At 71.7% G+C, this 26,134-nt stretch carries 23 protein-coding genes and 1 pseudogene; 11 read left to right on the top strand and 13 right to left on the bottom strand.

Annotated features, from left to right (window positions below; genetic code table 11):
- Window positions 1-27 precede the first annotated feature (27 nt).
- The 4 genes from EXE44_RS11385 to EXE44_RS11400 are packed head-to-tail and all read right to left on the bottom strand — an operon-like array spanning window position 28 to window position 4,363.
- Window positions 28-942, bottom strand: coding sequence for an ABC transporter permease (locus EXE44_RS11385; RefSeq protein WP_137717234.1), 915 nt, complete (start codon window positions 940-942; stop codon window positions 28-30).
- A complete protein-coding gene (locus EXE44_RS11390; RefSeq protein ID WP_121563708.1) occupies window positions 942-1,919 on the bottom strand; it encodes an ABC transporter permease in 978 nt (325 codons plus the stop codon). Before EXE44_RS11390 ends, EXE44_RS11385 begins: the two co-directional genes overlap by 1 nt.
- A complete protein-coding gene (locus EXE44_RS11395) occupies window positions 1,916-3,574 on the bottom strand; it encodes an ABC transporter substrate-binding protein (protein ID WP_241991822.1) in 1,659 nt (552 codons plus the stop codon). The genes EXE44_RS11390 and EXE44_RS11395 overlap by 4 nt, the downstream gene beginning before the upstream one ends.
- A 27-nt stretch (window positions 3,575-3,601) precedes the next feature.
- The gene (locus EXE44_RS11400; protein WP_199241207.1) at window positions 3,602-4,363 is read right to left on the bottom strand and encodes a DUF1028 domain-containing protein; all 762 of its coding nucleotides are present in this window, start codon (window positions 4,361-4,363) and stop codon (window positions 3,602-3,604) included.
- A 234-nt stretch (window positions 4,364-4,597) separates the two neighbouring features.
- Here EXE44_RS11400 and EXE44_RS11405 point away from each other — a divergent pair, with 234 nt between their 5' ends.
- Entirely contained in the window at window positions 4,598-5,272 is a 675-nt protein-coding gene (locus tag EXE44_RS11405; protein WP_137717235.1) for a hypothetical protein, read from the top strand.
- A gap of 372 nt (window positions 5,273-5,644) precedes the next feature.
- Complete coding sequence (locus tag EXE44_RS11410; protein ID WP_137717236.1) at window positions 5,645-6,337, top strand: hypothetical protein; 693 nt, start codon at window positions 5,645-5,647, stop codon at window positions 6,335-6,337.
- 47 nt (window positions 6,338-6,384) lie between these two features.
- Here the strand turns inward: EXE44_RS11410 and EXE44_RS11415 are convergent, their stop codons facing one another.
- Entirely contained in the window at window positions 6,385-6,873 is a 489-nt protein-coding gene (locus EXE44_RS11415; RefSeq protein WP_137717237.1) for a cupin domain-containing protein, read from the bottom strand.
- 299 nt (window positions 6,874-7,172) lie between these two features.
- Here EXE44_RS11415 and EXE44_RS11420 point away from each other — a divergent pair, with 299 nt between their 5' ends.
- Window positions 7,173-8,735, top strand: coding sequence for an alpha-isopropylmalate synthase regulatory domain-containing protein (locus EXE44_RS11420; RefSeq protein WP_137717238.1), 1,563 nt, complete (start codon window positions 7,173-7,175; stop codon window positions 8,733-8,735).
- 48 nt (window positions 8,736-8,783) lie between these two features.
- Window positions 8,784-9,095: a hypothetical protein gene (locus EXE44_RS11425; protein WP_096393880.1), complete on the top strand. Its 312-nt coding sequence runs from the start codon at window positions 8,784-8,786 to the stop codon at window positions 9,093-9,095.
- A gap of 48 nt (window positions 9,096-9,143) precedes the next feature.
- Here EXE44_RS11425 and EXE44_RS11430 read toward each other — a convergent pair whose 3' ends face one another.
- From EXE44_RS11430 to EXE44_RS11440, 3 genes are all read right to left on the bottom strand, one after another.
- Window positions 9,144-9,521 carry a group 1 truncated hemoglobin gene (locus EXE44_RS11430; protein WP_137717239.1) on the bottom strand — a complete coding sequence of 126 codons (378 nt, stop codon included), beginning with the start codon at window positions 9,519-9,521 and terminating at the stop codon, window positions 9,144-9,146.
- A gap of 69 nt (window positions 9,522-9,590) precedes the next feature.
- A complete protein-coding gene (locus tag EXE44_RS11435) occupies window positions 9,591-11,009 on the bottom strand; it encodes an MATE family efflux transporter (RefSeq protein ID WP_137717240.1) in 1,419 nt (472 codons plus the stop codon).
- 29 nt (window positions 11,010-11,038) lie between these two features.
- The gene (locus tag EXE44_RS11440) at window positions 11,039-12,175 is read right to left on the bottom strand and encodes an ATP-binding protein (RefSeq protein WP_137717241.1); all 1,137 of its coding nucleotides are present in this window, start codon (window positions 12,173-12,175) and stop codon (window positions 11,039-11,041) included.
- Between the two features lie 159 nt (window positions 12,176-12,334).
- On the opposite strand from EXE44_RS11440, the gene EXE44_RS11445 reads away from it, so the two are divergent.
- Together EXE44_RS11445 and ilvA are read left to right on the top strand one after the other, a co-directional pair.
- The gene (locus EXE44_RS11445) at window positions 12,335-12,742 is read left to right on the top strand and encodes a gamma-glutamylcyclotransferase (RefSeq protein ID WP_137717242.1); all 408 of its coding nucleotides are present in this window, start codon (window positions 12,335-12,337) and stop codon (window positions 12,740-12,742) included.
- 267 nt (window positions 12,743-13,009) lie between these two features.
- Window positions 13,010-14,221 carry a threonine ammonia-lyase gene (ilvA, locus tag EXE44_RS11450; protein ID WP_121563691.1) on the top strand — a complete coding sequence of 404 codons (1,212 nt, stop codon included), beginning with the start codon at window positions 13,010-13,012 and terminating at the stop codon, window positions 14,219-14,221.
- Window positions 14,222-14,712: 491 nt separating this feature from the next.
- Here the strand turns inward: ilvA and EXE44_RS11455 are convergent, their stop codons facing one another.
- From EXE44_RS11455 to folP, 4 genes are all read right to left on the bottom strand, one after another.
- Window positions 14,713-15,783 carry an NAD(P)/FAD-dependent oxidoreductase gene (locus tag EXE44_RS11455; protein WP_137717243.1) on the bottom strand — a complete coding sequence of 357 codons (1,071 nt, stop codon included), beginning with the start codon at window positions 15,781-15,783 and terminating at the stop codon, window positions 14,713-14,715.
- Between the two features lie 130 nt (window positions 15,784-15,913).
- Window positions 15,914-16,648, bottom strand: coding sequence for a bifunctional 2-polyprenyl-6-hydroxyphenol methylase/3-demethylubiquinol 3-O-methyltransferase UbiG (locus EXE44_RS11460; protein ID WP_137717244.1), 735 nt, complete (start codon window positions 16,646-16,648; stop codon window positions 15,914-15,916).
- A 76-nt stretch (window positions 16,649-16,724) separates the two neighbouring features.
- Window positions 16,725-18,215 (bottom strand): DHH family phosphoesterase, encoded by a 1,491-nt coding sequence (locus tag EXE44_RS11465; protein ID WP_137717245.1) that lies wholly within the window; start codon window positions 18,213-18,215, stop codon window positions 16,725-16,727.
- Between the two features lie 88 nt (window positions 18,216-18,303).
- The gene (folP, locus tag EXE44_RS11470; RefSeq protein WP_137717246.1) at window positions 18,304-20,916 is read right to left on the bottom strand and encodes a dihydropteroate synthase; all 2,613 of its coding nucleotides are present in this window, start codon (window positions 20,914-20,916) and stop codon (window positions 18,304-18,306) included.
- Window positions 20,917-21,013: 97 nt separating this feature from the next.
- Between folP and EXE44_RS11475 the strand changes: the two are divergent.
- From EXE44_RS11475 to EXE44_RS11490, 4 genes and pseudogenes are all read left to right on the top strand, one after another.
- Window positions 21,014-22,094 (top strand): annotated as a pseudogene (locus tag EXE44_RS11475) (ABC transporter ATP-binding protein).
- Window positions 22,091-22,846, top strand: a complete 756-nt coding sequence (locus EXE44_RS11480) for an ABC transporter permease (RefSeq protein WP_137717247.1) — start codon at window positions 22,091-22,093, stop codon at window positions 22,844-22,846. The pseudogene EXE44_RS11475 and the gene EXE44_RS11480 overlap by 4 nt, the downstream one beginning before the upstream one ends.
- A 62-nt stretch (window positions 22,847-22,908) precedes the next feature.
- Window positions 22,909-23,052 (top strand): zinc ribbon domain-containing protein, encoded by a 144-nt coding sequence (locus EXE44_RS11485; RefSeq protein WP_121563677.1) that lies wholly within the window; start codon window positions 22,909-22,911, stop codon window positions 23,050-23,052.
- A gap of 153 nt (window positions 23,053-23,205) precedes the next feature.
- Window positions 23,206-24,219: an aldo/keto reductase gene (locus tag EXE44_RS11490; RefSeq protein ID WP_137717248.1), complete on the top strand. Its 1,014-nt coding sequence runs from the start codon at window positions 23,206-23,208 to the stop codon at window positions 24,217-24,219.
- A gap of 22 nt (window positions 24,220-24,241) precedes the next feature.
- Here the strand turns inward: EXE44_RS11490 and hisH are convergent, their stop codons facing one another.
- Window positions 24,242-24,895 carry an imidazole glycerol phosphate synthase subunit HisH gene (hisH, locus tag EXE44_RS11495; RefSeq protein WP_137717249.1) on the bottom strand — a complete coding sequence of 218 codons (654 nt, stop codon included), beginning with the start codon at window positions 24,893-24,895 and terminating at the stop codon, window positions 24,242-24,244.
- 129 nt (window positions 24,896-25,024) lie between these two features.
- On the opposite strand from hisH, the gene phnD reads away from it, so the two are divergent.
- Window positions 25,025-26,095 carry a phosphate/phosphite/phosphonate ABC transporter substrate-binding protein gene (phnD, locus tag EXE44_RS11500; protein WP_121563672.1) on the top strand — a complete coding sequence of 357 codons (1,071 nt, stop codon included), beginning with the start codon at window positions 25,025-25,027 and terminating at the stop codon, window positions 26,093-26,095.
- The last annotated feature ends 39 nt before the right edge of the window (window positions 26,096-26,134 follow it).

Consider the following 26,134-nt stretch of genomic DNA (forward strand, 5'->3'; position numbering starts at 1 on the left):
GACGCCTGCCGTGGGGATGCTGTGTGCTCACTCGTCATGGTCGGCTCCGAGTTCCGTGCTCACGGTCGGGTCGAGGACGTCGCGGATGCCGTCGCCGAGGAGGTTGAACCCGAGGACGGTCGCGGCGATCCCAAGCCCCGGGAAGATAGCCATCCACGGGGCCTGCGTGAGGTACTGTTTGGACTGCCTGATCATTAGCCCCCACGACGGCTGCGGCGGCTGTGCGCCGAGTCCCAGGAACGAGAGCCCGGCAGCCGCGAGGATGGCGAACGCCAGGCTGATGGACGCCTGAACGATGATCGGGGCGGCGGCGTTCGGGAGGACTTCGCGGAACAGGACGCGACTGTCCCGCTCGCCGAGCGCCTGTGCGGCCTCGACGAAGTCCTCCTCGACGACCGAGACCACCTCGCTGCGGGTGACCCGGGCGAAGTAGGGAATGTACGTGATCCCGATCGCGATCATCGCGTTCGTCAGCGACGGCCCGAGGACGGCGACGACCGTGAGCGCCAGCAGGATCGGCGGGAAGCTCATCAGAACGTCCATCGAGCGCATGATCGCGTCGTCGATGTTCCCGCCGACGTACCCCGCGGCCGCGCCCAGCGGAACGCCGGCCGCGGTGGCAATGCCGACGCTCAGCCCGCCGATGTACAGGCTGATTCGGGCGCCGAGGACGATTCGGAGGAGGATGTCTCGACCCAGGTGGTCGGTCCCCATCGGGTGTGCGAGGCTCGGCGGCTGGAACCGGTTCGCGACGTTGAGGGCGTTGGCTTGCTCCAGTGAGACGAAGAGCGGGCCGAGCAGACCGACCGCGAGCAACAGGCCGATGAGCACCGTTCCGGCGATAGCTTTCGAATTCGACCGGTACCGGTCGAACAGCTCGCCGATCTTGCGGCGGCGAGCGTCGTTTAACCACCGCGTCCCGTCGGCGTTCTGGGTCGCCATCAGGCGCCACCCCCGGCCTGGACGCGCGGGTCCAAGACCGCGTACAGGAGGTCGACCACGAGGTTACTGAGCATGAACACCGTCGCGATCGTCAACACCGACCCTTGGATGAGCGTGGTGTCGCGGTTCAACAGCGCTTGGAACGCGAGTCGCCCCAGTCCGGGATACGCAAACACCTGCTCGATGATGACGATCCCGCTGAACAGGAAGCCGATCTGGAGCCCGATCACGGTTAACACGGGAAGGAACGCGTTCCGAAGCGCGTGGCGGTAGACGATGTCGCGGTCTGGAATCCCCTTCGACTGCGCGAGCTTGACGTACCCCGACTTGAGCTCCTCGATAAGCGACGAACGCGTCATCCGGGTGAGGTGCGCCATGAGCGCGAAGCCGAGCGAGAGCGCCGGCAATAGCACGTGCTTCACGCCGGCGATCGGGTCGACCGCCGGGTTCACGTATCCCGATGGTGGTAAGATCGCGAAGAACTCCGCGAAGACCAGGATCAACACCAGTCCCCAAAAGAAGTCCGGGAGGCTGATCCCGGTGAACGCGACGACGCTCGTCGTGAAGTCCTTCCACGTGTTTCGGGCGCGGCCGGCGATCACGCCGAGGGGGATCGCCACCGTGACCGCGATGACGACGGCAGCGCCCGCGAGGAACGCGCTCGCCGGCAGGCGCTGGACGATCAGCTTGGCGACCGGGTCGCCGAAGCGGAGGGAGTCCCCCATGTCGCCCGTCAGGACTCCGGCGAGCCAGTCGAGGTATCGCACCCAGATCGGACGGTTCAGCCCGAGGGTCTGCCGGAGCGCATCGAGCCGCTCCGGACTCGCCCGGTTGCCCAAGATCAGGAGTGCGACATCGCCGGGGAGCACGTTGACGATGCCGAAGGTGACGATCGACACGCCTAGAAGCGAGACGATCAGGAGCCCGACCCGCCGAGCCGCGTACCGGACGAACCCCGCGTCGATGGCCGATCTCATTCGTCAAGCCACGACTCGCTGAAGTTCACCTCGGTGTTGTTCGGCGCTAACACCGTATCGAGGCCACCGACGGAAGGTGTCGCCCCCATCGCGCCGTCACGGAACCACAGCATCGGCGACGGCACCTCCTCGTGGAGGACACGCTGCGCCTCGCGGTAGTACTCTACCTCTTCCTCCTCCGACGGGGCGCTCTCCGCGTTCTCGATGGCGGCGTCGAAGTCGTCGCTGGCGTACGCGAAGGAGTTGAACGACCCTTCCGAGTGGAACAGGCCGCGGTACATCTGTGCGGGCTCCCAACCCCCGAACCAGTTGACCATCGCCATCCGGTAGTCCATGTTCGCGGTGACCTGTGTGAGCCAGTCGCCCCACTGAAGCTCCTGGATCTCAACCTCGAGGCCGAGCTCGGAGAACGACTGCTCCATGATCGTCGCGGCGGTGATGTGCCACGGGTAGTTCGTCGTCACCTTGAACTCCAGCGGCGCGAACTCGTTCATCCCGTACTCCGATTCCTCGATGAGCGCCCGGGCCTGCTCGATGTCCTGTGGCCGCGGTTCGAGCTCCTCGTTCCGGTACGGGCTATTCGGGAAGCTCGGGGTCGCGAGCGTCGATCCCTGACCGAAGAGTGCGCCCTCCACCAGCTCCTGTTTGTCGATCGCGAAGTCGATCGCCCGGCGCCAGTTCACGCTGTCGAACGGCGGGCGGTCGTTGTGGAGATACATATGGTTGAACGCCAGCGGCCGCCACGTGGACGTCTGAACGTTGTCGTTGGCCCCGTCCACGTAGTCGGTCATGTCGTCGAGCGGGATGTCGTTGATGTAGTCGAGATCCCCGTCAGTGAGCCCCGTGAGCCGGGTGTCGGGGTCGGTCATCGTCCGCTCTTCGAGCGCGTCGACGTACGGGCCTTCGCCCCAGTAATCGTCGAACGCCGACAGCTCGGCCCGGTTCCCCTGCTGGCGGGACTCGAACACGAAGGGGCCGGTGCCGACTGGGTTCGATGCCTGGTCCGGACCAGAACCCTCCGGGATGATCGCCGTGCCGGAGAACGCCAACTGTCGGAGAAGGGGATTGTACCGCTCGCTCATCTGGAGAACGACCGTCGAGTCGTCGGGCGTCTCGACCGACTCGACCGACGTGAACACGCCGCTGTACCGCGCTCCGACGTCCGGGTCCGTGATCCGCTCGATCGTGTACTGAACATCGCTGCTAGTCAGTTCTGACCCGTCGTGGAACGTCACGCCGTCACGGAGGGTGAACGTGTACTCGGTCCGGTCGTCGTTAATCGACCAATCGGATGCGAGGCCCGGACGTGTGATGTCGGGATCGGAGGAAATCTCCAGTTCGCTCGTCAGCCCGACCAGCGTCTCGTGGACGTTGTTCAGAAACCGCGACGAGGCGGCCGTCTGTGCGATGTGGATGTCGAGTTCCTGGGTTACCTCGCTGTGGCCCCATATGAGCGTGCCGCCCTCTTCCGGCTCGCCGGTCGGACCAATCGGTCCGTCGTCGGAGCCACCGCCGCCTCCCCCGTTCGAGCCGTCGGAGCCGTCGCCACCGGAGGTACAGCCCGCAAGCGTCGTGCCAACGCCTGCCATTCCCGTGGCAACGAGGAACCGTCGCCTGTCGATACTCTCGGTCGTGTCTTCAGAGGTGTCGCGCATTGTTGCGTGTGCGTAGCAAGTAGTTCGTTAACGTTTCAGTCCAAAGTCGACGATCGCGTCGGGGTACTCACCGAGCTGATCCTCGGCGACAGCCGGGAGTTCCTCCTCCGTTTCTACGGCGAGGTCGTACGCCTCGCGAAGCTCTGAAATCGGCTCATCACTGTTGTCGACCCGGAGGTTGTGGTACAGCTTCGGCTCCGGACCCGCGATGAGCAGCGCCGCGCTGATCTTCCCGCGTTTGTCGCCGCCGGCTGCCTGCCCCGCTTCCAGCGCGGCAATGAGCCGGTCCGCGAACCCGCCGTCCGCGTCCGCGTAGCCGCTGCTCACCGCGTCGATGACATCCGCGCCATCGAGCATATTGCCGGCAACCGTGTAGTCGTCTCCGGCGGAGTCGCCGGCCCAGTCGACGCAGTCCGCACCGGTGTATCGGAAGGAATCCTCCGCCGTCACGCCGTGGAGTTGACGGTACGTGTCGTGAGGATCGTCTGCGAGAAGCGCCTCGCAGGCGGTCGATACGGAGACGCCCCTATCGGCGAGTTCGACCGCGTTTCGTCCGTGCGATACGTTTACGTACGATTGGGTCGCGACCGCCGCGTTCTCACTCACGAACGGACACAAGGCGCCGACGCCCACGAGCGCCGTACTGACTGCGACGCCGAACGCTCCGGTTTCAGGATCCTGTGCGGCTATCGAGAATGTTCCGGGAGCGAATCGCTCCGCGGGCGAGGTGTGGTCGGGACCGGTATCGGAACGGCCCGTGTCACTTATTGTATTGCCAGTCACAGCCATGGTAGTACATAACAAGATATAAAATAAATCTTATTATTAAAGAGAAAACGCCCGCTTATGTACGTAGAAGATGACTTTCCTCGGTGAATGATATGCTTTCAGTAGTTCTGAGAGATTTATTTTCAAATGCGAGATTTCAGACTGGGGAGTCAGCGAGTTGCGAGCGCCTCGCTCGATGCGAACGTGTGACCGCAACACGACCCTTTTCTGCCGCGCCCGCGTAGGTCGACTCCCATGGACGAGAAGACCGCCGAACTCCGCGACCTGTTCGTCGAGGCGACCGGCTCGGAGACGGTCACTGAACGCCAGGAGGCGGAGCGCGGGACCCTCGTCGACCGCGACGACGAGTCTGTCGGCGAGGCGGTCCGCAATCTCGTCGCCGCGATGCGCGAGCGGTACGGCTTCTCGACCCCGCTCGGCGACGCCGCCTACGCGCTCGTCGCCCGCGGCCGGTTCGCGGACGAGGGCGACGAGTCGATCGCCGCGGCGCTGCGCGACGAACTGGCGGACGGCGACGGCGACTCCGAAGTCGACCCCGCGGACGTGGACGCCGAGACCGTCCGGAAGGCCCGCTTCGACCTCCACCTCGTGCGCGAGTCGGACCGCGAGGTCGACGCGGACGAGGGCGACGAGCCGCCGTTCGCGTACGGCGACCTGAAGCGCCTGACTGCGGCCGGGAACTCGATCGTCGAGTGCGCCGAGGAGCTGGACGCGCAGCCGGACGCGGTCGCCCGGTACGCCGCGGTCGCGCGCACCGACATCGCCTCCACGCGGGCGAACGACCGGTTCCGCGACGCGTTCCGCGACCTGCTCACCGACGCCGACATCCAGGGGTCGCTCGCGAGCGACGCCCGCGAGGACGGCCTGCGCGAGGCGACCGAGGACATCGAGACGGACGTTTCCTTATAAGTAGTCGACCGTGGAGCGGTGACCGACACCGCCAACGCCCCAGCCGCTCGGTGATACGCAGTTGACGGTAGAACAACAGCGAACACCGCCAAAGCCCCAGCCGGGAGGACTCGCGCGGCTCGCTGCGGTCCTCGTCGCTCGTTCCACTCGCTCCTGCGGTCCTTACGTCGCCGTGCTTCGCCCTCCCGGCTGCCCCTTTGAATTCCGCCCCGCACCGCACAGCGACCGCACCTCACGCCTCCCCAGCCTCGTCGGCCGGCCTCCGCTTCGCTCCGGCCGTCCGACTCCCTCGCGCGTGCGACTCGCGGCCTTCGGCCGCTCGCCGGCACGCGCCGTCGTTCATTTATAAGCGATAACGCGACGAGACGCGGCGTGACCCTCGTCCCGTTCAGCGACCTGGCGCGCGCGGCGTACTGCCCCCGACAGCTCTACTACGTGCGGCGCGACGACGAGCGCAGCGTGCCCCCGAAGGCGCGCGAGCGCATCGGCCTCGCGTTCCGCTACGAGGAGTTGGCCGACGCGCCCGACCGAACGCTCCGGCAGCTCCCGCTTCACCGATCGCCGGCCGCCTACCGCCGAAATCTGCGTCGGCTGCGCGAGCGCGACGAGTACGAGGCCCTCGTCGACCCCGCGACCGAGCGCGGGTTCCTCTCGGGGAAGGACTGTCACGGTACCGTTCACAAGGTGCTGGATCCGGGCGAGGGGGCGACCGATTCGGACGGCGCGGACTCCGCGACCGCGATTCCGACTCTCGTCTCGTCGGGGGAACCGCCGGAGAACGGCGTCTGGGAGCCGCAGGCGGTCCGCGCGGTCGGGCTCGCGAAGGCGCTGGCGTGGGAGCGGGAACGCGAGGTCGACCGCGCGCTGGTCGAGTACCCCGCGGTCGGGGTCGTCCGCGAGGTGCGGCTGACGACCCGGAAGAAGGCCGCGTATCGCACGGCCCTCCGCGCGGCGCGGTCGATCGACGGCCCGCCGCCGCGCGTCGACGACGACCGCTGCGACGCCTGCGACTACGCCGCCGAGTGCGGCACGCGGCGACGGAGCCTGCGGTCGCTGCTGGGGTGAGGTGGCGCGGCGAAGCCGCGACCGCTTCGGCCAACCGTCCGCCGCGCTCAGGGCGAAAAGGAGGTGCCGCAGTCGGTACAGGTGAACCGGAACCGCGCCTCGTCGGTGAGCTCCGTGTCGTGGACGCGCTCGCCGCCGCACTCGCGGCACTCCACCACGGACCGGATCCGGTCCCAGTCGTGGCGCGCGCCCGGCGCGCCGATCGCCCAGGCGACCACCTCCTCGTCGGCGTCCTCGGGCACGAACCCGGACTGGAACTCGCCGGGGGCGAAGCGGATCGCCTCGTCGGGCCCGACCGCCACGCGCTCGCGGTCGCGGCCGACCTCGAACGTCGCGGTGCCCGAGCGGACGTAGAACACCTCCTCCTGGTCGTCGTGCGTGTGGAGGCCGCCGGAGAAGGCGTCGCCGGGCGCGAGTTCGAAGTAGTTCATCGCGACGTGGTCGGTCCCGAGCGCGCGCGAGACCGGCTTTCGGATGTCGTGAACGCCCATGGGGTTCGTGACGACGTCGACGTCGTCGACCGCGACTCGCTCCATGCGGGCCGGTCGCGAGGGACGCCCCTAACGCTGTCGGCGGCCGCGCCGAGGATCCGTCGGCGAAGCGCGCCTCGCAGTAACGATCGCTCGGTCAAACCTGACGCGACCCGGCAGTTTATACGTGTGTGTGTCGTCCGCATGGGCACGAATGACGCGAGACACTCGCGATCGTTCGGAGGATAGAGGAAGTCGCCTCGCGGCGGCTGGCCGCGAAATTCTCCGGCGATAACGACGACGGGGCACGACCGCCCCGCGGCGGCACCGACCCCGAGACCACCGCAGAGCCGACGGACTCCCTTTTGACCCGAACACCGCTCACAGACCTCGACGAGGTACAGCTGTTAGACACCACCCTGCGCGACGGCGAACAGATGCCGGGCGTCTCGCTGACGCCCGGCGAGAAGGTCCGCGTCGCCCGCGAGCTCGACGCCGCGGGCGTCCACCTGATCGAGGCCGGCTCGGCGTGTACCTCGGAAGGCGAGCGCGAGGCGATCCGGCGCGTCGCCGACGAGGGGCTGGACGCGACGGTGACGAGCTTCGCCCGCGGGGTGAAACGCGACGTGGACCACGCGCTCGGCTGCGGCGTCGACGGCGTGAACCTCGTCGTCCCCGCCTCCGACAAGCACGTCGAGACGAAGGTGGGCTCGACCCGCGACGAGGTCGTCGAGACGACCGTCGAGCTCGTCGAGCACGCGAAGGACCACGGGCTGTGGGTCGAGGTGCTCGGCGAGGACGGCTCGCGGGCCGACCTCGACTACCTCGAACGCCTGCTCGGCGCCGGCCTCGACGCCGGCGCCGACCGGATCTGCTACTGCGACACGGTCGGCGCGGCCGACCCCGAGCGCACCGCCCGGGTCGTCTCGCGGCTCGCCGACCTCGGCCCGACGAGCCTCCACACCCACGACGACCTCGGGTTCGGGCTGGCGAACGTCCACGCGGGGCTGAAGGCGGGCGCCGACACCGTCCACGGCACCGTCCTCGGCGTGGGCGAGCGCGCCGGCAACGTCGCCCTCGAAGAGGTCGCGATCGCGCTCGGCGAGTCGTACGGCGTCGACACCGTCGACCTCTCGCGGCTCTACCGGCTCTGCCGGACCGTCTCGGAGGCGACCGGCGTCGCGCTCCCGCCGAACAAGGCCGTCTGCGGCGCCAACGCCTTCGCCCACGAGTCCGGGATCCACACCGACGGGACGCTGAAGGACGGGACGATGTACGAGCCGTACCCGCCGGAGACGGTCGGGCGCGAGCGCCGGCTCGTCCTCGGCAAGCACGCGGGCCGCGCCGGGGTGAAGGCCGCGCTCGCCGAGCACGACGTGGCGGTCGACGACGACGAGCTGCGCGAGGTCGTCGCCCGCGTCAAGGAGCTGGGCGAGCGCGGGAAGCGCGTCACCGACGCCGACCTGCTCGCCATCGCCGACGACGTGCGGGGGCGCGAGCGCGAGCGCCACGTCGAGCTCGTCGACCTCTCGGCGACCTCCGGCGGCAACCTCCCGACCGCCTCGGTGCGGCTCCGCGTCGGCGACGACGAGCGGGTCGCCTCCGGCACCGGCGCCGGGCCCGTCGACGCCGGGCTGGAGGCGGTCCGTTCGGCGCTTTCGGGCGACGGGAGCGGCGAGGAGGGCACGGACGGCGGCGTGGCGTTCGACCTCGACTCCTACCACGTCGACGCGATCACGGGCGGCACGGACGCGGTCGTCACCGTCGAGGTCGACCTGTCGCGGGGCGACCGCTCGGTGAGCGTCTCGGCGTCGGACGCGGACATCACCCGCGCGAGCGTCGTCGGGATGGTCGACGGGCTCGACCGCCTGCTCGCGGCCGAGGCCGACGCCGCGGACGCCGAGCCGGGCGCGGTCGCCGACGACTGACGCCGGCGTCTGACGAGGTTTTTACCCGATGGCGTCCGATCTCGGGGTGTGAGCGTCGTCGTCGCGATCAAGCCGTCCGCGCGCAAGCGGAACGCGAAGGTGGGCCGGCTCGTCTTCGAGGACGGGTCGCGTCACGCCTTCGAGAGCCGCGCGGCCGCCGAGCGGTGGGCGGACGACCTCTCGGCCGGCGACGGCCACGTCTGGGTCGCGAGCGCGCACCCCCGAGACGACGGCGACGCGGACTGTTACCTCGTCTCCCGGGCCACGAACGCGAAGCTGGAGGCGGCGTACGACAAGCGCCGCCGCCGGCTGCGTGGCGACCCGGGCTCCGAGCAGGAGTCGCTCGGCGGCGAGCCCTGATCCGCGGTCCCTCGCCCGCGGGCGGGTCGGCTACCCCTTCGCTCGCCGCTACTCGTCTCCGCCCGGGTCGCCGACCACGTCGTCCTCGAACCCGGCGACCGCCTCCATCACCGCCTCGCGGTCGGCGTCGTCGACGTCGAAGGCCCGCAGCGCCTCGTCGAGGTGCGTCGCGACGACCTCGAACTCCGCGTCGGTTATCGCCAGTTCCTCGTGCGCGGTCGCCATCTCCTCCCCCTCGTACTGCATCGGCCCGCCGGTGACGGCGCTCAGGAACTTGGTCTGGTGCGAGCGCTGGTCGGCCATGTCCACGTCGTCGAAGTAGTGGTTCACCCGGTCGTCGTCGAGCACCCGGTCGTAGAACTCGTTGACGACCGCGCCGATGGCCGGTTCGCCGCCGAGGCGTTCGTACAGCGTCTCGTTCGACATACGTCGGCGACGGCCGCCGGCCGTATCACTGTTCCCCTGCGGGACGGGCGCCTCTCCCGCGGCACCGTCTCACGGCGAGTCGTCCGTGGGCGCGTCGGGGTCAGCGCCCGGTCCGGACCCGCGGGCGTCCATCATGTCCGCGGCGCGGGTCGCCCAGTCCGTGTAACGGAAGCCGGCGGCGACGACGAGCGCCATCCAGGCGTACGCGGCGGAGACGCCGACGTACGCGCCGGTCGGGCCGAGGCCGGCGGTGCGGCCGAGGACCCACGAGAGGCCCAAGAACAGTCCGAACATGGCCGAGACGCGCGCGACGAGGGGGATCCGGGTCTCGCTGGCGCCCTGGAGCGAGCCGGAGAGCGCGGAGAAGCAGGCGAGGGCGGCGCCGGCGACGCCGTACACCCGCGCGAAGTCGACCGCAGACGCGACCGTCGCCGCGTCGTCGGTGAATACGGGCACGATCCGCGGCGCGGCGACGACGAGCCCGAGCCCGATCGACCCGACCGTGAGCACGCCGAGGCCCGCGACGGCCCACCCGTTGAACCGCGCGGCCTCCGGGTCGCCCTCGCCGAGCGCCTGGCCGACGAGCACCGACGCCGCCACGTTGTAGCCGCGCGAGAGCGGGCCGGTCACCTGCTGGTAGACGCGGCGGCCGATCTGGAAGCCGGCGTTGACCGTCTCGCCGAAGCCTAAGAGGAGCGCGTTGAACGGGAACTCCGCGATCTCGGAGCCGAACCCCTCCAGGACGCGGGGCGCGCTCACGACGAGGAGCTGTTTCGCGATCGTGAGGTCGCGGGGCCACGCGAACTCCGCGTCGGTCCACGAGCCCCAGATGGCGAAGCAGAGCAGTCCGGCGGTGAGGACGTTCGCGCCCGCGGTCGCGAGGCCGACGCCGAGGACGTCGAGCCGCGGGAGCCCGAACAGCCCGAGCCCGAGCGTCACCGACCCCGCGATGTTGACGGAGTTGGCCGCGATATTGACGTACATCGGCGTGCGGGTGTCGCCGGTCCCCTGGAGCGCGCGGGCGCCGACGAGGGCGACGTGGCGCGCCGGCGCGGTGGCGAACACGATCGCGAGGTACGTGGAGCCGAGGTCGACGACCGCGGGCGAGGTGCGCTCGCCGACGAGCCGGCCGAACACGCCGATCGCGAACTCGCCGAAAAGGAAGCCGAAGAGGACGAACGGGACCCCGGCGAGCGCGCCGAGCAGGATCGCCTGCGTCACCGCCTCGTCGCGGTTCTCCGCCGCGCCCGCGCCGGTGTCCTGCGAGGAGAGCGCGATGGCCCCGCCGCCGAGGCCGAGGCCGATCCGCAGCGGGAACCGGGCGTACAGGTCGGCGAGCCCGATGGCGACGACGGCGGCCGGCGAGAACAGCGCGGTGACGAGGACGTCCGTCGTCCGCATCGCGGTGCGGAACGTCTGTTCGGCCATGACGGGCCACGCGAGCGAGAACACGCGCCTCCAGACGCGCCGCAGCCGCGGGAAGTCCATCTGTCGTCCGGGACGGTCGCCCGCGGTTTTTACGTGTCGGAGCCGGTCGAGCCGGCCGGTGCGTGCGGGAGCGTCACCACGAAGCGCGCGCCGCCGAGGGGCGACTCGCCGGGGGCGAGGGACCCGCCGTACGCCTCCGCGAGCGTGGCGACCAGCCGCAGGCCGCTGACGCCGCCGTTCGGGTCCGCAGCCGACCGATCGTCGGCGAAGAACGACCCGTCTCGAATCTCCGGCGGGAGTCCCGAGCCGTCGTCCTCGACGACGAGCGCGACCTCGTCGTCTGCGACGGCGACGCCGTCCGCGAGCGCGTCGCCGTCGCCGGACGCGTCGCCGTCGGCGCCGACCCGGACCGCGACGCGGACGGTGACATCCCGGCCGCCGTGTTCGATCGCGTTCTCGACGAGGTTGTGGACGACCGAGCGCACGCCGTCGTTGGCCGCGACGGGCGCCGCCTCCGGCAGGTCGGACTCGACCGTCACGGACTCGTCGTCCGCGACGCTCGCCAGCACGCCCCGCGTCGTCTCCGCGAGGTCGACGCGGCTGGAGTCCGCGTCGCCGAGGATCGCGTCCGCGACCGCGCTCGTCGCCTCGATGCGGTCGAGCCCCTCGTCGGCCTTCGCGGCCACCACCGCGGCGTGGTCGTCGCCGTCGGACTCGGCCGCGAGCAGGTCCGCGTAGCCGTGGATCGTCGAGAGGTCGTTGCGGAGGTCGTGACGGAGGAGGTGGTTCACGAACGAGACGGCCCGGACGGCGTCGCGCGCACGGCGGGCCTCGGCCGCCTGCCGGACCGCGTAGTACCCGGCCGTCGCGCCGCCGAGGCTCCCGGCGCCGGCGGCGACGAGCATCGGGAACAGCGGCTCGACGAGCGGCCGCCCCTCGGCGACGCGGACCGCGAGCGTGGCGGCGAAGGCGCCGACGGCGAGGACGGTGCCGGCGGCGGCCCACCGCGCCACCCGCCACTCCTCGGTCGGGGAGAGGTCACGCGCGGCGATCCGGCGGCCCGTGACGATCACGGCGACAGCGATCCCGCCGTCGAGCGCCAGCGCCAGCAGCGGCCCCGCGGCCCCCGACACGGCGCCGATTTCGGTGCCGTGGTGGATGACGGCGGCGACGAGGGTCCCGACGCCGAGCGCGGAGACGGCGTGGGACCCTCGAAAGGTCGACATTGTGGGAAACAGCGAGGTGACGACCAAAGTCGTTCCGGATCGGCGAGCGCCCGGCGGCGACGCGGTCCGCGCGGTGGGCGAATCTGGAGGGGTCGGCGAGGCGGACGCCGACGGCGGGCGCGGCCGAACGTTGAAACCCGCGAGCGACCCATCGATCCCATGGACGTCTTCGTGTACGGGACGCTGACCGAACCGGAGCGGGTCGCCGAGGTCGTCGACTCGTTCGTCTTCGTCGGGCCGGCGACCCTCGACGGCCTCCGGCTCGTGGAGGGGCGGTACCCGACGCTCGCCCCGGGCGGCGAGACCGCCGGGCGGCTCCTCCGGACGGAGGCGGTCGACGCGCTCGACGCGTACGAGGACGTGGACGGCGGCCTGTACGTCCGCGAGGCCGTGCCGCTCGACGCGCCGGACGACTACCCGGACACCGCCGCGGTGTACGTCGGCGACCCCGACCGCCTCGACGCGGACGCGGCGTGGCCCGGAACCGGACCGTTTCCGGACCGGGTGAGGGCGGTGCTCGACGACCGCGACGTTCGGGTGCGGCTGACCCCCCGAGATCCCGTCTGACGGGCGGATGACGACGCCGCAGTCGTGCGGTTTCACTTTCGCTCTGGTAGCCTCACCTTTTTGTATTCCCGTCGCCTCGTTTCACTCGCACGTCACACGCGTGCATTCCCCCCTTTACTACCGCGAGCGACCGCGCCGTCGACCCGCATCCGCGGCCCGGATCGGCGGCGTCGGCCCGCGCGGCGACCGCGACGCGGCGGTCGCGCGCCGCGTTCCCCGTCGCGTCCGACCGGAACCGATTAGCGGTCGGCGCGGCGACGGGGTGGCATGCTCAGTCTCGCCGACATCCGGGAGGCGCGCGAGCGCGTCTCGGGCGTCGCCCGGCACACGCCCCTCGAACGGTCGCGCTCCTTCTCGGAGATGAGCGGCGCCGACCTCCACCTCAAACTGGAGAACTTCCAGCGGACCGGCGCGTTCAAGATCCGCGGCGCGATGAACCGGATCCGGACCCTCTCGGCGGCGGAGCGGGAGGCCGGCGTCGTCACCGCGAGCGCCGGCAACCACGCGCAGGGCGTGGCGCTGGCGGCCAGCCGCGCGGGCGTCGACGCCACCGTCGTGATGCCGAAGTTCGCGCCCGTCTCGAAGGTGAAGGCGACCCGCGGGTACGGCGCGAGCGTCCGCCTGGAGGGCGTCGACTACGACGAGGCACAGGCGTACGCCCACCAGTTGGAGCGCGAGGAGGGGCGCACCTACGTCCACGCGTTCGACGACCCCGTCGTGATGGCCGGCCAGGGGACGCTCGGGCTGGAGATCGTCGACGACTGCCCCGACCTGGACACCGTCGTCGTCCCGATCGGGGGCGGCGGCCTGATCTCCGGGGTCGCGGTAGCGATCAAAGAGCAGATCCCGGACGTGCGCGTCGTCGGCGTTCAGGCGGAGGGCGCCGCCTCGGCCGCGAAGTCGCTCGAAGCGGGCGAGGTCGCGGAGATCGACAGCGTCGACACGATCGCCGACGGGATCGCGACGCGGTCGGTCGGCGAGGAGACCCTGGCGGTCATGGAGGAGTACGTCGACGAGGTCGTCACCGTCGACGACCGCGAGATCGCATTGGCCCTCACGCTGCTGTTGGAGCGCGCGAAGACGCTCGTCGAGGGCGCGGGCGCGGTCGCGCTCGCCGCCGTCCTCTCGGACGCCTTCGAGTACGACGACGGGGAGACGATCGTCGCCGCGCTCTGCGGCGGCAACATCGACCTCAACCGCCTCGGCACCGTGGTCCGGCGCGGCCTCGTCCAGATGGGTCGGTACCTCAAGATCACGATCGACCTGAAGGACCGGCCCGGCGAGCTGGAGCGGGTCTCCAGCATCGTCGCGCGCACCGGCGCGAACGTGTACGCGGTCCACCACGACCGCACCTCCCGCGACGTGGCCGTCAACGCCGCCGAGCTCGAACTCGAATTAGAGACCGACGACGCCGAACACGCCGCCGACATCGTCGACGCGCTCGAAGCGGAGGGGTACGACGTGGAGATCCTGTCGTAGATCGGGCGAGCACTGCGAGTATTTATAAATAGAACTGCGGTGGCGCGTGCCTGCGAGCGACCGGAGCGAAGCGGAGGTCGCGAGGCAGCACGCGCGAGGGACGCGGTGAGTGAGGGGCGACCGCAGGGAGCCCCGAACGAGCCGCGAGGCTGGGGAGGCGTGAGGTGCTGTGCGGTCGCTGTCGGGTGGGACTCAAAGAGGCAGCCGTGAGGACGAAGCCCGGCGCAGTAAGCACCGCAGCGAAGGAGCAAAGCGACTGAGCGAGGAGCACAGCAAGCCGCGCGAGTCCTCGCGGCTGGGGCTCTGAAGCCGTTCGCCGTCGATCTACGGTCAGCGATGCATAAGCGAGCGGCTGGGAGTTTGAAATCGTTCGCCGCCGATTCACAGCCGGTTATTTATAAATGAACGGTCGACCCGCGGTCTATCAGTCGTCGGACCCCGAAAGCGAGACCCAACGGTGATAGATAAGGAACCGCGGAACTACGCGATTATCAGTCGTCCGCGGCCGCGGCGTCGACCTCGCCCTCGTACAGCTCGCCGGCGCGCTCGCGGTCGGAGAGGTACTCGTCGGCGTCGAGCGCGGCCTTCACGCCCATGCCGCTCGCGGTGGCCGCCTGCTGGTAGTGGAAGTCGACCACGTCGCCGGCGCCGAACAGCCCCTCGACGCCGGTCCGGGTCTGCCCGCCGCCGCGGCCGCCCTCGGTGATCAGGTAGCCGTCGTCGTCGGTCTCGATGCCGGTCCCCTCGAGGAAGTCCGTGTTCGGCGTGTGGCCGATGGCGTAGAAGACGGCGCCCACGTCGAAGTCGTACTCGTCGACCTCGTCGGCGGTCGCGGGGTCGTCGAGCTTCTCCTTCGGGTGGCCGTCGGGGTGCTCGACGAGCGTCACGCGGTCGATGCCGTCCTCGGGCGTGCCGTGGATCTCGGTGAGCTCGGTGTTGAGGAGCAGTTCGATGTCGCCCTCCTCGACGGCGTCCATCGTGCGCTCGATCCACACGTCCTCGGCGCGGAACTCCTCGCGGCGGTGGGCGACGTAGACGGTGTCCGCGAACTTCGTCAGGAAGTTCGCCTCCTCCATCGCGGCGTCGCCGCCGCCGACGACGAGCATGTCCTCGCCGCGGAAGAACGCGCCGTCGCAGGTCGCGCACGTCGAGAGCCCGTACCCCATCAGCTCGTCCTCGCCGGGGACGCCGAGCGTCCGCGCGCTGGCGCCCGACGCGGCGATGACGGCGTCGGCGGTGTAGACGTCGCCGTCGGTGAGCGCGACGCGGAAGTGGCCCGCGGGCTCCTTGGAGACGTCCTCGATGACGCCGTTGCGGGCCTCGGCGCCGAACTTCTCGGCCTGCTCTTTCATGTCGTTGATCAGGCCCGGCCCGGAGACGCCCTCGGGGAAGCCGGGGTAGTTCTCCACGTCGGTCGTCAGCGTGAGCTGGCCGCCCGGCTCGTCGCCCTCGATGAGCAGCGGGTCGTTGTTCGACCGGGCGGCGTAGATCGCCGCCGAGAGCCCCGAGATACCGGTGCCGGCGATGATGAGTCGACGGTGTTCGACGATGTCGTCGGTCATGTGATCCGGTTCGCCGGCGCGCCGTATGTACGTTGCGACCGTTGCGCGATTCCCGCACGACCGTCCCCTCAAGCCGCGACGACCGCCCCCTCGAACCGCGACGATCACGCCACCGTACCCCGACCCGCACCTACCGCACCGCGACGAACACGCTCCGGTCGTCGGCCGGGCCGTAGCCGTCGGCGGTATCGACCTCGTCGAACCCGGCCGCCGCGAGCGCGTCGGCGATCCGCTCGTCGGCGAACGGCGTCATCCGGCGGGCGTCGACGAAGGGGTCGCCGTCGGGCGTGAACGTCACCGCCCGCCAGTCGAGGCGGCCGTCGCCGGTCGCGGCGTGGTGCGCGACGCGAACGTACTCGACCGCGCCGTCCGCGTCGCGGCCCACGTCGAGCCCGGGTCGGTTCCCCGCGGGCGGCAGCGGGGAGTTGTCGAAGACGAGGACGCCGCCCGGCCGCAGGCGGTCGCGGAGCGCGGCCAGCGCGGGGTCGAGGTCCGCGGGCGCGAGGTGGTTCACGACGCCACGGATCGCGACGGCCGCGTCGAACGGGCCGGCGTCGCCCAGATCCGGGTCGGGCAGCCCCGTCCGGCGGAACTCGACGCCGCCGTCGCCGTCGAGGTCGGCGCACTTCTCGCGCGCGACGCCGAGCATCCCCTCGTGGACGTCTATGGCGGTCACGTCGAGACCCCCGGCGGCGAGCCGGCGCGTGTGCTCGCCGGTGCCGCAGCCGACCTCCAGCAAGCGGTCGGGGTCGCCCCCGCGGTCGGCGAGCGCGTCGCGGACGAAGGCGACGTCGCGGTCGTAGTCCCACTCGGACTGGATCGCGTCGTACAGCCGCGGGCGCTCGTCGTAGAGGCCGTCGGGCATGTCGGGCGCCTCGCGGGCCGGCGCCGAATGCGTTACGGCGCCGTGCGACATCGTGCCATCCGTCGGTCCCGTGCGGTCAGTCCGTCGGGAACTCGGGCGGGAGCCCGGTGGGCTGCGTCGGCGCGTCGTCGAGCGCCTCGAAGAACCGCCCGGCGACGAACGCCTCGACGACGTCCGCCAGCGGCTCGGACTCCGAGACCTCGCTCAGGATGCCGAGCGGGACCTGCGCGCCGGCCATCGCCGCGTGGCCCCCGGCGGAGCCGACGGGGTCGAGCGCGTCGCGCAGCAGCTCGCCCGCGTCGAGGTCCGCGCCGCGGGCGCGGGCGGAGCCGTAGATGACTCCCTCCATGTACCCGTAGACGAACGTCACCGTCACGCCCTCCAGGTCGAGGAGCCGCTCGGCGGCCTGCGCGAGCGCGTCGCGGTCGGCGATCTCGCCGACGCAGGAGGCCGCCACCGACCCCCGCACGTCCCGGTTCTCGATGGCGGCCGCGAGGACGCGCAGCGTCTCCGGGCTCACGCTCGGGCTCTCGACGCGTTCGAGCGTCGACTCGTCGGCGTGCGCGAGCAGCGCGGCCGCCGCCTCGAAGTCGTCGATGGCGGTCGCGCGCGTGAAGTCCTTCGTGTCGATCCGGATCCCGTACAGGAGCGCCGTGGCGAGGTCCCGCTCCGGCGCGATCCCGTACCGCGAGAGGTACTCCGAGACGAGCGTGCTCGTCGCGCCGACCGCGGGGCGGATGTCGACGAACGACCCCGCGACCGGCCCCCGCGGCGGGTGGTGGTCGACGACGATGTCCACCGGGTGGCCCTCGGGGAGGCTGTCGTTGATCCCCGAGCGGGAGTGGTCGACCAGGGCGACCCCCCCGTAGGCGTCGAGGTCGATCTCGTCGAACGACCGGAGCCGGATGTCGAGGAGGTTCACCATCGCGCGGTTCTCCTGGTGCGCGATCTCGCCGCCGTAACAGGCGTCGGCCTCGACGCCGATCGACGCCGCGATCCGCGCCAGGCCCAGCGCGCTCGCGATGGCGTCCGGGTCGGGGTTGTCGTGGGCGACGACGAGCAGCGGCCCCGGGAGCCGCCGGAGCGTCGCGAGCAGTCGGGCGGGCTTCTCGCCGCCGTCGGCGGGGGCGAACTCCGCGTTCGGGTCGGGGTCGGTGGCGTCGTCGAGGCCGACCGCCGCGAAGACGCGGTCGGCGACCGCCTCGACCGGGTCGACCACGCGGTCGGCGACCGCCTCGACCGCCGCGCGCTGCTCGTCCGTCGGCGCCGTCCCGAGGTGCGCGACGATCAGCGCCTCCGGGTACCGCTCGCGGGCCGCGCGAGCGGCGACGACGTTGCGCTCGGCGTCGTCGCTCGCGATCAGCACGACGCCGGCGCTGTCGGGGTAGGTCCCGGGGTCGGTCGGGTCGGCCTCGACGGTGGCGACGTTGCGGTCGCGCAGCGTCGACACCCAGCCGGTGTCGTCGGTGATCGCCACCAGGTCGTCGCGCTCGCCGCGCCCGTCGCGGGCGTGTTCGACGAGCGCGTTCCCGACCGCGCTACAGCCGAGCAGCAGGCGCCGGGTCATAGGGACGCGACGGGACCGCGAGGCAAAACGCTGCCGTCGGCGCGGCGGGAGCGACCGTCGGCGGCCCGGACCGCGCGTCGGTCCCGAGTCACTCTCCGTCCCCCGCGGGGTCGCCCCCGCCGCGGAGCGCCCCGTTCACCGCGGCGGCGACGTCGACCGCGGCGCGGTTCTCGGCCACGTCGTGGACCCGGACGATGTCGGCGCCGCGGTCGGCGGCGAGCGCGGTGCCGGCGACCGTCGCGTGCTCGCGGTCGTCGGCGTCGCGCCCGACCGCGCCGTACAGCGACTTGTGCGAGTGGCCGACGAGGACGGGGCAACCGAGCGCCGCGAACTCCCCGCAGCGGGCGAGCAGTTCGAAGTCCTCCGCCGGCGACTTCCCGAAGCCGAGCCCGGGGTCGACGATAACGCGGTCGCGGTCGATGCCGGCCGTGTCCGCCAGCGCCAGCCGCTCGCGTAAGGCGTCGACGACCTCGCCGACCACGTCGTCGTACTCGGGGTCGGCGTCCGGGTCGACCGGCGCGTCGAGGCTGTGCATCACGATCACCGGACAGTCGGCGTCGGCGACGACCGAGCGCATCTCGGGGCCCTCCAGCCCGGTCACGTCGTTGATGACGTCCGCGCCCGCGTCGAGCGCCGCCTCGGCGACCGCGGGCTTGCGCGTGTCGACCGAGACCAGCACCTCGCCGGAGCCGACCGCGGGCACCGACTGGATCGCCTCGACCGTGGGCACGACCCGCTCGATCTCCTCCTCGACGGGGACCGGCTCCGCGCCCGGGCGGGTCGACTCCCCGCCGACGTCGACGATGTCGACCCCGGCGTCGACCATCCGCTCGACGCCCGCGACCGCGTCGTCGAGGTCGGCGTGGCGCCCGCCGTCGTGGAACGAGTCCGGCGTGACGTTGAGCACGCCCATCACCGCGGTGCGGTCGGTCCACGGGTAGTCGGGGGCGTCTGGATCGGCCGCGTCGCTCTCGCCCTCCGTTCCGCCGGTTTCGTCAGCGTCGATCCCGGCCGCCGCGGCGAGGTCGGCCGCCACGCCGCCGAGCCCGCCACCGTCGGCCGCGTCGAGGCGGCCGACGAGCGCGCGCAGCTCCGCGACCGTGCCCGCGACGGTGACCGGGACCTGCTCGCCGCCGGCGCCCCGGTCCTCGCCCGCCCCGAGCCCGCCGAGCGCGGCGTCGCCGCCGACCGCCCGGGCCTCGCTCGCGACGCGCTCGGCCCGGTCGCCGCGCAGCCGGAGCGTGAGGACGCGGTGGTCGACGCCGTCCCGGTGGGCCGCGACGCCCCCGGGCGGGACGCCGGCCGTGTCGAGGGCGTGCGCCGCGTCGGCGGGCCCCCGGACCGTCCGCTCGCGGACCGTCCGGACGGTCGCCGCCCGGGCCTCGGCGACCGCGAACAGCGAGCCGACGAGCAGCACGCAGTCGCCGTCGGCGGCGCGGTCGGTCGCGGCCGCGAGCGCGTCCGCCACGTCGTCGCCGGCCGTCACCTCGTCGACGCCCGCCGACCGGAGCGCGGCCGCGAGCACGGCGGGGTCCTCGGCGCGGTCGATGGCGGGGCGACAGGTGACCGCCGTCGCCGCGTCCGGGAGCCCGGCCGCCGTCTCGGCGTGGTCCTTGTCGTGCATCGCGGCGTACACGAGGTGGAGGTCGTCGTAGTCGTACTCGTCGAGCGTCGCGGCGAGGGTCCGGGCGGCCGCGGGGTTGTGCGCGCCGTCGAGGACGGTCAGCGGCGCCGTGTCGACCACCTCGAACCGGCCCGGCCACGTCGCCCGCGCCAGGCCGTCGCGCACGGCGCGGTCGGGGAGGTCGGTCCCCAGCGCCGCCGCGGTCCGGTCCGCGAGCGCGACGGCGACCGCCGCGTTCGCGGCCTGGTGGCGCCCGACGAGCGGGATCCGGTAGGTCCCCTCGCGCTCGCCGGCGAGCGAGACCGCGGCGTCGGTGGCGCTGACGCGGCCCTCGTAGGTCGCGGTGAGCGCGGGCGAGTCGTCGGTCTCGTCCGCGGGGTCACCCTCGTCGGCCGAGCCCGCGTCGTCGCCGTCGCCGGTCACTCGCGTCACCGGCGCGCCGGCCTCGCCGGCGACCTCGCGGACCACGTCCAGCGCCTCGCCCTCGCAGGCGGTGACGAACGGCGCGTCGGGGCGGGCGATCCGGGCCTTCGTGCGGGCGATCTCCCCGATCGTGTCGCCGAGGACCGCGGTGTGTTCGAGGGAGACGTTCGTGACGGCGGTCGCGACGGGGTCGACCGCGCTCGTCGCGTCGTACTCGCCGCCGAGGCCGACCTCCAGGACCGCCACGTCGACCTCGCGGCGCGCGAACTCCCGGACCGCCATCGCCGTCACGACCTCGAAGAAGGTGAGCGGCTCGCCGGCGGCGGCGCGGTCGATCAGCCACGGGCGCACCTCCGCGACGAAGTCGGCGATCGCCGACTCGGTCATCTGCCGGCCGTCGACGCGGACGCGCTCGGCGAGCGCCGAGAGGTGGGGGGAGGTGTAGAGGCCGACCGACAGCCCCGCCTCGCGGAGGACCGACTCCGTCAGCCGCGCCGCGCTGCCCTTTCCGTTCGAGCCGGCGATCTGGACGAACGGGACCTCCTCGTGCGGGTCCCCGAGGTGCGCGAGCAGCGCCTCCACCCGCTCCGTGCCGGGCTTGACCGAGAAGCGGCGGAGGTCGAAGAGGAACGCCGCCGCCTCGTGGTAGTGCATGTCCCGTGGGTCGGCGGCGCGTCGCTTAGGCGTAACGGACCGGGACGCGCGGCGGCGAGAGGCAACCCTTACGCGCGCGGCGACCGGACTCGGTCGCATGGACGAGACAGCGACCGCCGACGCGGGCGGGAGCGGGACCGCCGGGGCGGACGCGGGGGGCTCGGACGCGCCCGCGGGCGACCCCGTCGTCGTCGGCGAGGGGGTCCGGAAGGCGTACGGCGACGTCGACGCGCTCGACGGGGTCGACCTCGACGTGGCCGCCGGCGAGGTGTTCGGGCTCATCGGCCCCAACGGCGCCGGGAAGACGACGCTGGTGCGCGCGCTCACCGGGACCACCGAGGCCGAGGGCGACCTGCGCGTCTTCGGTGCGCCGCCCCGCGAGGTCGACCCGAGCCGGATCGGGCTGCTCCCGCAGTCGTTCGACCCGCCCGCGCGGCTCACGGCCCGCGAGCTGGTCGACTACTACGGCGGCCTCTACGACGCGGCCCGCGACACCGAGGCGGTCCTCGGCGACGTGGGGATGGCCGACGACGCCGACGCCTGGTACGAGACGCTCTCGGGCGGACAGAAGCGCCGCACCTGCGTCGCGACCGCGGTCGTCAACGACCCGGATCTCCTCTTCCTCGACGAGCCGACGACGGGGATCGACCCCGCCGGCCGGCGGGCGATCCACCGGCTGATCGAGCGGCTCGCAGCCGACGGGACGACCGTCTTCCTCACGAGCCACGCGATGGACGAGGTCGAGCGGCTCGCCGACCGCGTGGCCATGCTCCGCGACGGGCGGGTCGTCGCGAGCGGGGCGCCGGACCGGCTGGTCGCCGAGCACGGCGGCGCGCCGCGGCTCGACGCCGCCGGCCGCCTCCAGCGCCGCCGCGACCGCGGGGCCGGCGACGGAGGAGACCGTCGCGGCGGTCGCGGCCGGCGTCCGCGAGCGCCTCGGCGATGACCCCTCCGTCGAGGCGACCGACGGGGGGCTCCGGGTGCGCGGCGTGCGGCCCGAGGCGATCGGCGCCGCCGTCGACGCGCTCGACGGCGCCGGGGTCGCCTTCGACTCGCTGTCGTGGTCGGAGCCGTCGCTGGAGGACGTGTACCTGCGGCTCACCGGCGAGGAGTACGCGCGGCGGGGAGGGGATACAGAGGAGACGCCGGCCGCGGCAGTGGACGGAGGCGAGCGATGACCCGGCTCGGGCGGATCGGGACCGAGGCGGTCGCGGCGGCGCGGTCGTTCACCCGGCGCCGGACCGCGGTGTTCTTCACGTTCTTCTTCCCGGTCATCCTCGTCGTCATCTTCGGCGCGCTGGTGCGGACGCAGCCGACCGGCGGCGGCCTCTTCGCCGAGCCGGCGGGCTACTACATCCCCGGCTACCTCGCGGTCGTCGTCCTGTTCACGCCGCTGTCGCGGGTCGGCTCCGAGATCGCGCGCCACCGCGACGGCGGGCGGTTCGAGAAGCTGGCGACCACGCCCCTCTCCCGCGCCGAGTGGCTCGTCGCGCACACGCTCGTCAACGTCGGCATCATCGGCGCCGCGAGCCTGCTCATCCTCGGCCTCGTGCTGGCGGTGACCGACGCGACGCTCGTCGTCTCGCCCGCGCTGGCCGCCCTGCCGGTGTTCGTCGCGGTCGCGGTCGCGCTCTTCTGCGGGCTCGGCGCCGTCCTCGGCGCGCTCGCCGACTCGCAGGACGGCGTGATCGCCGCGAGCAACACGGTCGCGCTCCCCCTGCTCTTCCTCTCCGAGACGTTCGTCACCCCGGCGCTCCTGCCGGAGTGGTTCCTGCCCGCGGTCGCCGCCTCGCCGCTGACGTACTTCGCGCGGGGGACCCGGGCGATCACCTTCACCGGCGGGCAGTGGGCCGGCGACCTCCTCGTGTTGACAGCGCTCGCGGCGGTCTTCCTCGCGGTCGGCGCGTACGCCGTGCCGCGGACCGAGTGACCCGGTCGGAACCGTCCATTTATGTCCGCAGACCGCGTCCGGAGGGAACGAGAGGGTAAGCGTTGACCACCGTTCACTTCACCTGTCCGGACTGCGAGCAGACCATCGAGGTCAACGACGCGATGCGGGAGACCATCCTCGACACCGGCTGCCCGGTGTGTACCGCGGCCGCGGCGGAGGAGGACTTCGCCGTGACGTGCGAGTGACCGTCGCGACCCGGTGGCGTCGGTTCGACGCCGGACCCCGTCGGAAACCGGAGCGACGTTCCCGGCGCCGTCCCGCCCCCGCGATCGCCACGCGTTCGCACATCGCATCCGGTTGCTGAGCCTTTTTGCGTCGACCGCGACAACCGTTCGGCGATGACGCCCGAACTCGACGAGATCGATCTGGGAACCGTGCCGCTGGGTCGGACCGGCCTGCGGACGAGCGAGCTCCAGTTCGGCACGTGGCGGTTCGGCCGCGTGACCGAGGCGGGGAACGTTGAGATCGACGAGGAGCGCGCCCACGAGCTGCTCGACGCCTACGAGACCGCCGGCGGGCGGTACATCGACACCGCCGACGTGTACGGCGGCGGCGACTGCGAGCGCTGGATCGGCGACTGGCTCGCCGAGCGCGACCGCGAGCGCTACACGGTCGCCTCGAAGGTGTACTGGCAGATCCGCGACGGCGACCCGAACAGCCGCGGGACGAACCGCAAGAACGTGCGCCACCGCGTCGACGCCCTGCTCGACCGGCTCGACACCGACTACGTCGACGTCCTCTACATCCACCGCTGGGACGACGAGACCCCCGCCCGCGAGCTGATGAAGACGCTGAACGGGCTCGTCGAGTCCGGGAAGGTCCACTACCTCGGCGCCTCGACGCTCCGCCCGAACGCCTGGAAGGTCGCCCGCGCCAACGAGATCGCCCGCAGCGAGGGCTGGGAGCCGTTCACGGTGCTCCAGCCGCGCTACAACCTCGTCGACCGCGAGATCGAGGGGGAGTACCTGGAGTTCGCGCGCCAGCGGAACCTCGCCGTCTCCCCGTGGAGCCCGCTCGGACAGGGCTTCCTGACCGGGAAGTACGACCGCGACGCCGACCTGCCCGGCGACTCGAAGGCGGCGGAGTCGAGCCGGTTCCAGGAGGCGTACCTCACCGAGGAGAACTTCGACGTCCACGACGAGCTGGACGCGGTCGCCGACGAGGTCGGCGCCTCGCCCGCGCAGACCGCGCTCGCGTGGCTCTCGCACCGCGACGGCGTCACGGCGCCGATCGTCGGCGCCCGGACCGTCGACCAGCTGCGAGAGAACCTCGCGGCCGCGGCGATCGACCTCTCGGACGAGCAGGTCGACCGCCTGACGGCGGCCAAGCCGGGCCCGTACGACGAGCTCTGAGGGGAGCGGGCGCGGCCGCCGGCTACCGCTCGGCGCAGTAGTCGACGAAGTTCCGCAGGATCTTCAGCCCCGTCTCGCCGCTCTTCTCGGGGTGGAACTGCGTGCCGAACACGTTGCCCGCCTCGTTGGCGACGACCGCCGGGAAGTCGACCCCGTAGTCGGCGGTGGCGACGACCGCGTCGGCGTCGTCCGGCGCGGCGTAGTAGGAGTGGACGAAGTAGGCGTGCTCGCCGTCGACCCCGTCGACGATCGGGTGGTCGCGCTCGACTTCGAGCTCGTTCCAGCCCATGTGCGGCACCTTCCGGTCCACCTCGAAGCGGACGTTGGTGCCGGGGATCAGGTCGAGGCCCGTCACCTCGCCTTCGCCCGCGTGGTCGGCCTCCTCGCTCGTCGTGAGGAGCATCTGCATCCCGAGGCAGATCCCGAAGAGGGGGCGCCCCGCCTCGGCGTGGTCGGTCAGCGCCTCGCGCAGCGGGCCGGCGTTCTCCATCCCTTCACGGAACGCGCCGACGCCGGGGAGGACGACGCCGTCGGCGGCCGCGAACGCCTCGGGGTCGTCGGTGATCTCGACGGACGCGCCCGCGCGCTCCAGCCCGCGGGTCGCGGACCGGAGGTTCCCGAGCCCGTAGTCCACGAGCGCGACGGACACCTCGGCGTCCGTTGGTGATTCGTCCATGGTTCCGGTTCGCGACCGCGGTGGAAGTCAGTTTCCATCCGGGAACTGTTACATAGCGGTATAGAGTCGTGTGTATATATTAACAGCAACACTTTTGAAACGCCAGTAAAAGCATCAAATGGACACCTCATGGCGCAACGACGCAAATTCCTCAAGATCGCGGGTGCGGCAAGTATCGTTGGACTCGCAGGCTGTAGCGGCGGCGGCGACGGGTCCGACGGCGGCGACGGGTCCGACGGCGGCGACGGGATGGACGGGTCCGACGGATCCGACGGGTCTGACGGGTCTGACGGCTCCGACGGCGGCGATTCGCAGATGTCGTTCGGCGGCGACGGGAAGGTCGACTTCGGCATCTCGCCGTCGGTCCCGCAGGAGGACCTCGAGGTGCAGTACTCCCCGCTGCTCGACCACGTGGGGAGCTATCTGAAGGAGAACTACGAGGTCCCCGACGGCCTCTCAGTCGAGGGGAACGTCGGCAGTAACTACAGCGCGATCATCCAGTCGCTCGGCCAGGGCACGACCGACGTCGCGGAGACGGGGCCGTTCGCGGCCGCCCTCGGCGTGAAGACCGGGAACGCGGAGATCATCCTCCAGCGGTTCGGCTACGGCGGCTGGACGTACAAGAGCATCATCGCGACGCCGAACGACAGCGACATCACGGAGCTGTCGGACCTGTCCGGCAAGACCGTCGCCTTCTCCGACCGGCTGTCGACCAGCGGTGCGCTGTACCCGCTGTACAGCATGTCGAGCGAGGGCGGCCTCGACATCGGCAGTCTGCCCGAGGGCGACGGCTCGCAGGCCGAGTTCGACGCCCGCTTCGCCGGCGGTCACGTCGGCTCGTACACCCTGCTCGAACAGGGCCAGGTCGACGCCGCCGCGATGGGCGGCTTCGTCCGCGACACCGGCACCGGCCCCGCGCCGGACGCCTGGCAGGAGGTCGCCACCACGCTCCACGAGGACGAGGGGCTGCCGCGCGCGCCGATGGTGGTGTCGCCCGAACTGAGCGACGACGTGAAGTCCGCCATTCAGGAGTCGTTCCTCGAGGCGCCGGACAGCATCTACTACGGTGCCGACGGCGAGTCCGACACCGACGACGACCTCTGGTTCAGCAAGGTCCGCGAGGCGAGCCAGGAGGACTACCAGTCCGTCATCGACGTCGCCAACGAGCTCGGCGTCGGCACGGACATCTTCGACCAGTAAGGCCCCGTCTCCAACTTCGGATCACTTTTCACCCGATCC

The sequence above is a fragment of the Halorubrum sp. SS7 genome (assembly GCF_005435055.1).
Lineage (GTDB): Archaea > Halobacteriota > Halobacteria > Halobacteriales > Haloferacaceae > Halorubrum > Halorubrum salinarum.

Coding starts and splice junctions, on each gene's coding strand:
- EXE44_RS11385 (WP_137717234.1), bottom strand. CDS start 942: ATGGCGACCCAGAACGCCGACGGGACGCGGTGGTTAAACGACGCTCGC.
- EXE44_RS11390 (WP_121563708.1), bottom strand. CDS start 1,919: ATGAGATCGGCCATCGACGCGGGGTTCGTCCGGTACGCGGCTCGGCGG.
- EXE44_RS11395 (WP_241991822.1), bottom strand. CDS start 3,574: ATGCGCGACACCTCTGAAGACACGACCGAGAGTATCGACAGGCGACGG.
- EXE44_RS11400 (WP_199241207.1), bottom strand. CDS start 4,363: ATGGCTGTGACTGGCAATACAATAAGTGACACGGGCCGTTCCGATACC.
- EXE44_RS11405 (WP_137717235.1), top strand. CDS start 4,598: ATGGACGAGAAGACCGCCGAACTCCGCGACCTGTTCGTCGAGGCGACC.
- EXE44_RS11415 (WP_137717237.1), bottom strand. CDS start 6,873: ATGGAGCGAGTCGCGGTCGACGACGTCGACGTCGTCACGAACCCCATG.
- EXE44_RS11430 (WP_137717239.1), bottom strand. CDS start 9,521: ATGTCGAACGAGACGCTGTACGAACGCCTCGGCGGCGAACCGGCCATC.
- EXE44_RS11435 (WP_137717240.1), bottom strand. CDS start 11,009: ATGGACTTCCCGCGGCTGCGGCGCGTCTGGAGGCGCGTGTTCTCGCTC.
- EXE44_RS11440 (WP_137717241.1), bottom strand. CDS start 12,175: ATGTCGACCTTTCGAGGGTCCCACGCCGTCTCCGCGCTCGGCGTCGGG.
- EXE44_RS11445 (WP_137717242.1), top strand. CDS start 12,335: ATGGACGTCTTCGTGTACGGGACGCTGACCGAACCGGAGCGGGTCGCC.
- ilvA (WP_121563691.1), top strand. CDS start 13,010: ATGCTCAGTCTCGCCGACATCCGGGAGGCGCGCGAGCGCGTCTCGGGC.
- EXE44_RS11455 (WP_137717243.1), bottom strand. CDS start 15,783: ATGACCGACGACATCGTCGAACACCGTCGACTCATCATCGCCGGCACC.
- EXE44_RS11460 (WP_137717244.1), bottom strand. CDS start 16,648: ATGCCCGACGGCCTCTACGACGAGCGCCCGCGGCTGTACGACGCGATC.
- EXE44_RS11465 (WP_137717245.1), bottom strand. CDS start 18,215: ATGACCCGGCGCCTGCTGCTCGGCTGTAGCGCGGTCGGGAACGCGCTC.
- folP (WP_137717246.1), bottom strand. CDS start 20,916: ATGCACTACCACGAGGCGGCGGCGTTCCTCTTCGACCTCCGCCGCTTC.
- EXE44_RS11480 (WP_137717247.1), top strand. CDS start 22,091: ATGACCCGGCTCGGGCGGATCGGGACCGAGGCGGTCGCGGCGGCGCGG.
- EXE44_RS11490 (WP_137717248.1), top strand. CDS start 23,206: ATGACGCCCGAACTCGACGAGATCGATCTGGGAACCGTGCCGCTGGGT.
- hisH (WP_137717249.1), bottom strand. CDS start 24,895: ATGGACGAATCACCAACGGACGCCGAGGTGTCCGTCGCGCTCGTGGAC.
- phnD (WP_121563672.1), top strand. CDS start 25,025: ATGGCGCAACGACGCAAATTCCTCAAGATCGCGGGTGCGGCAAGTATC.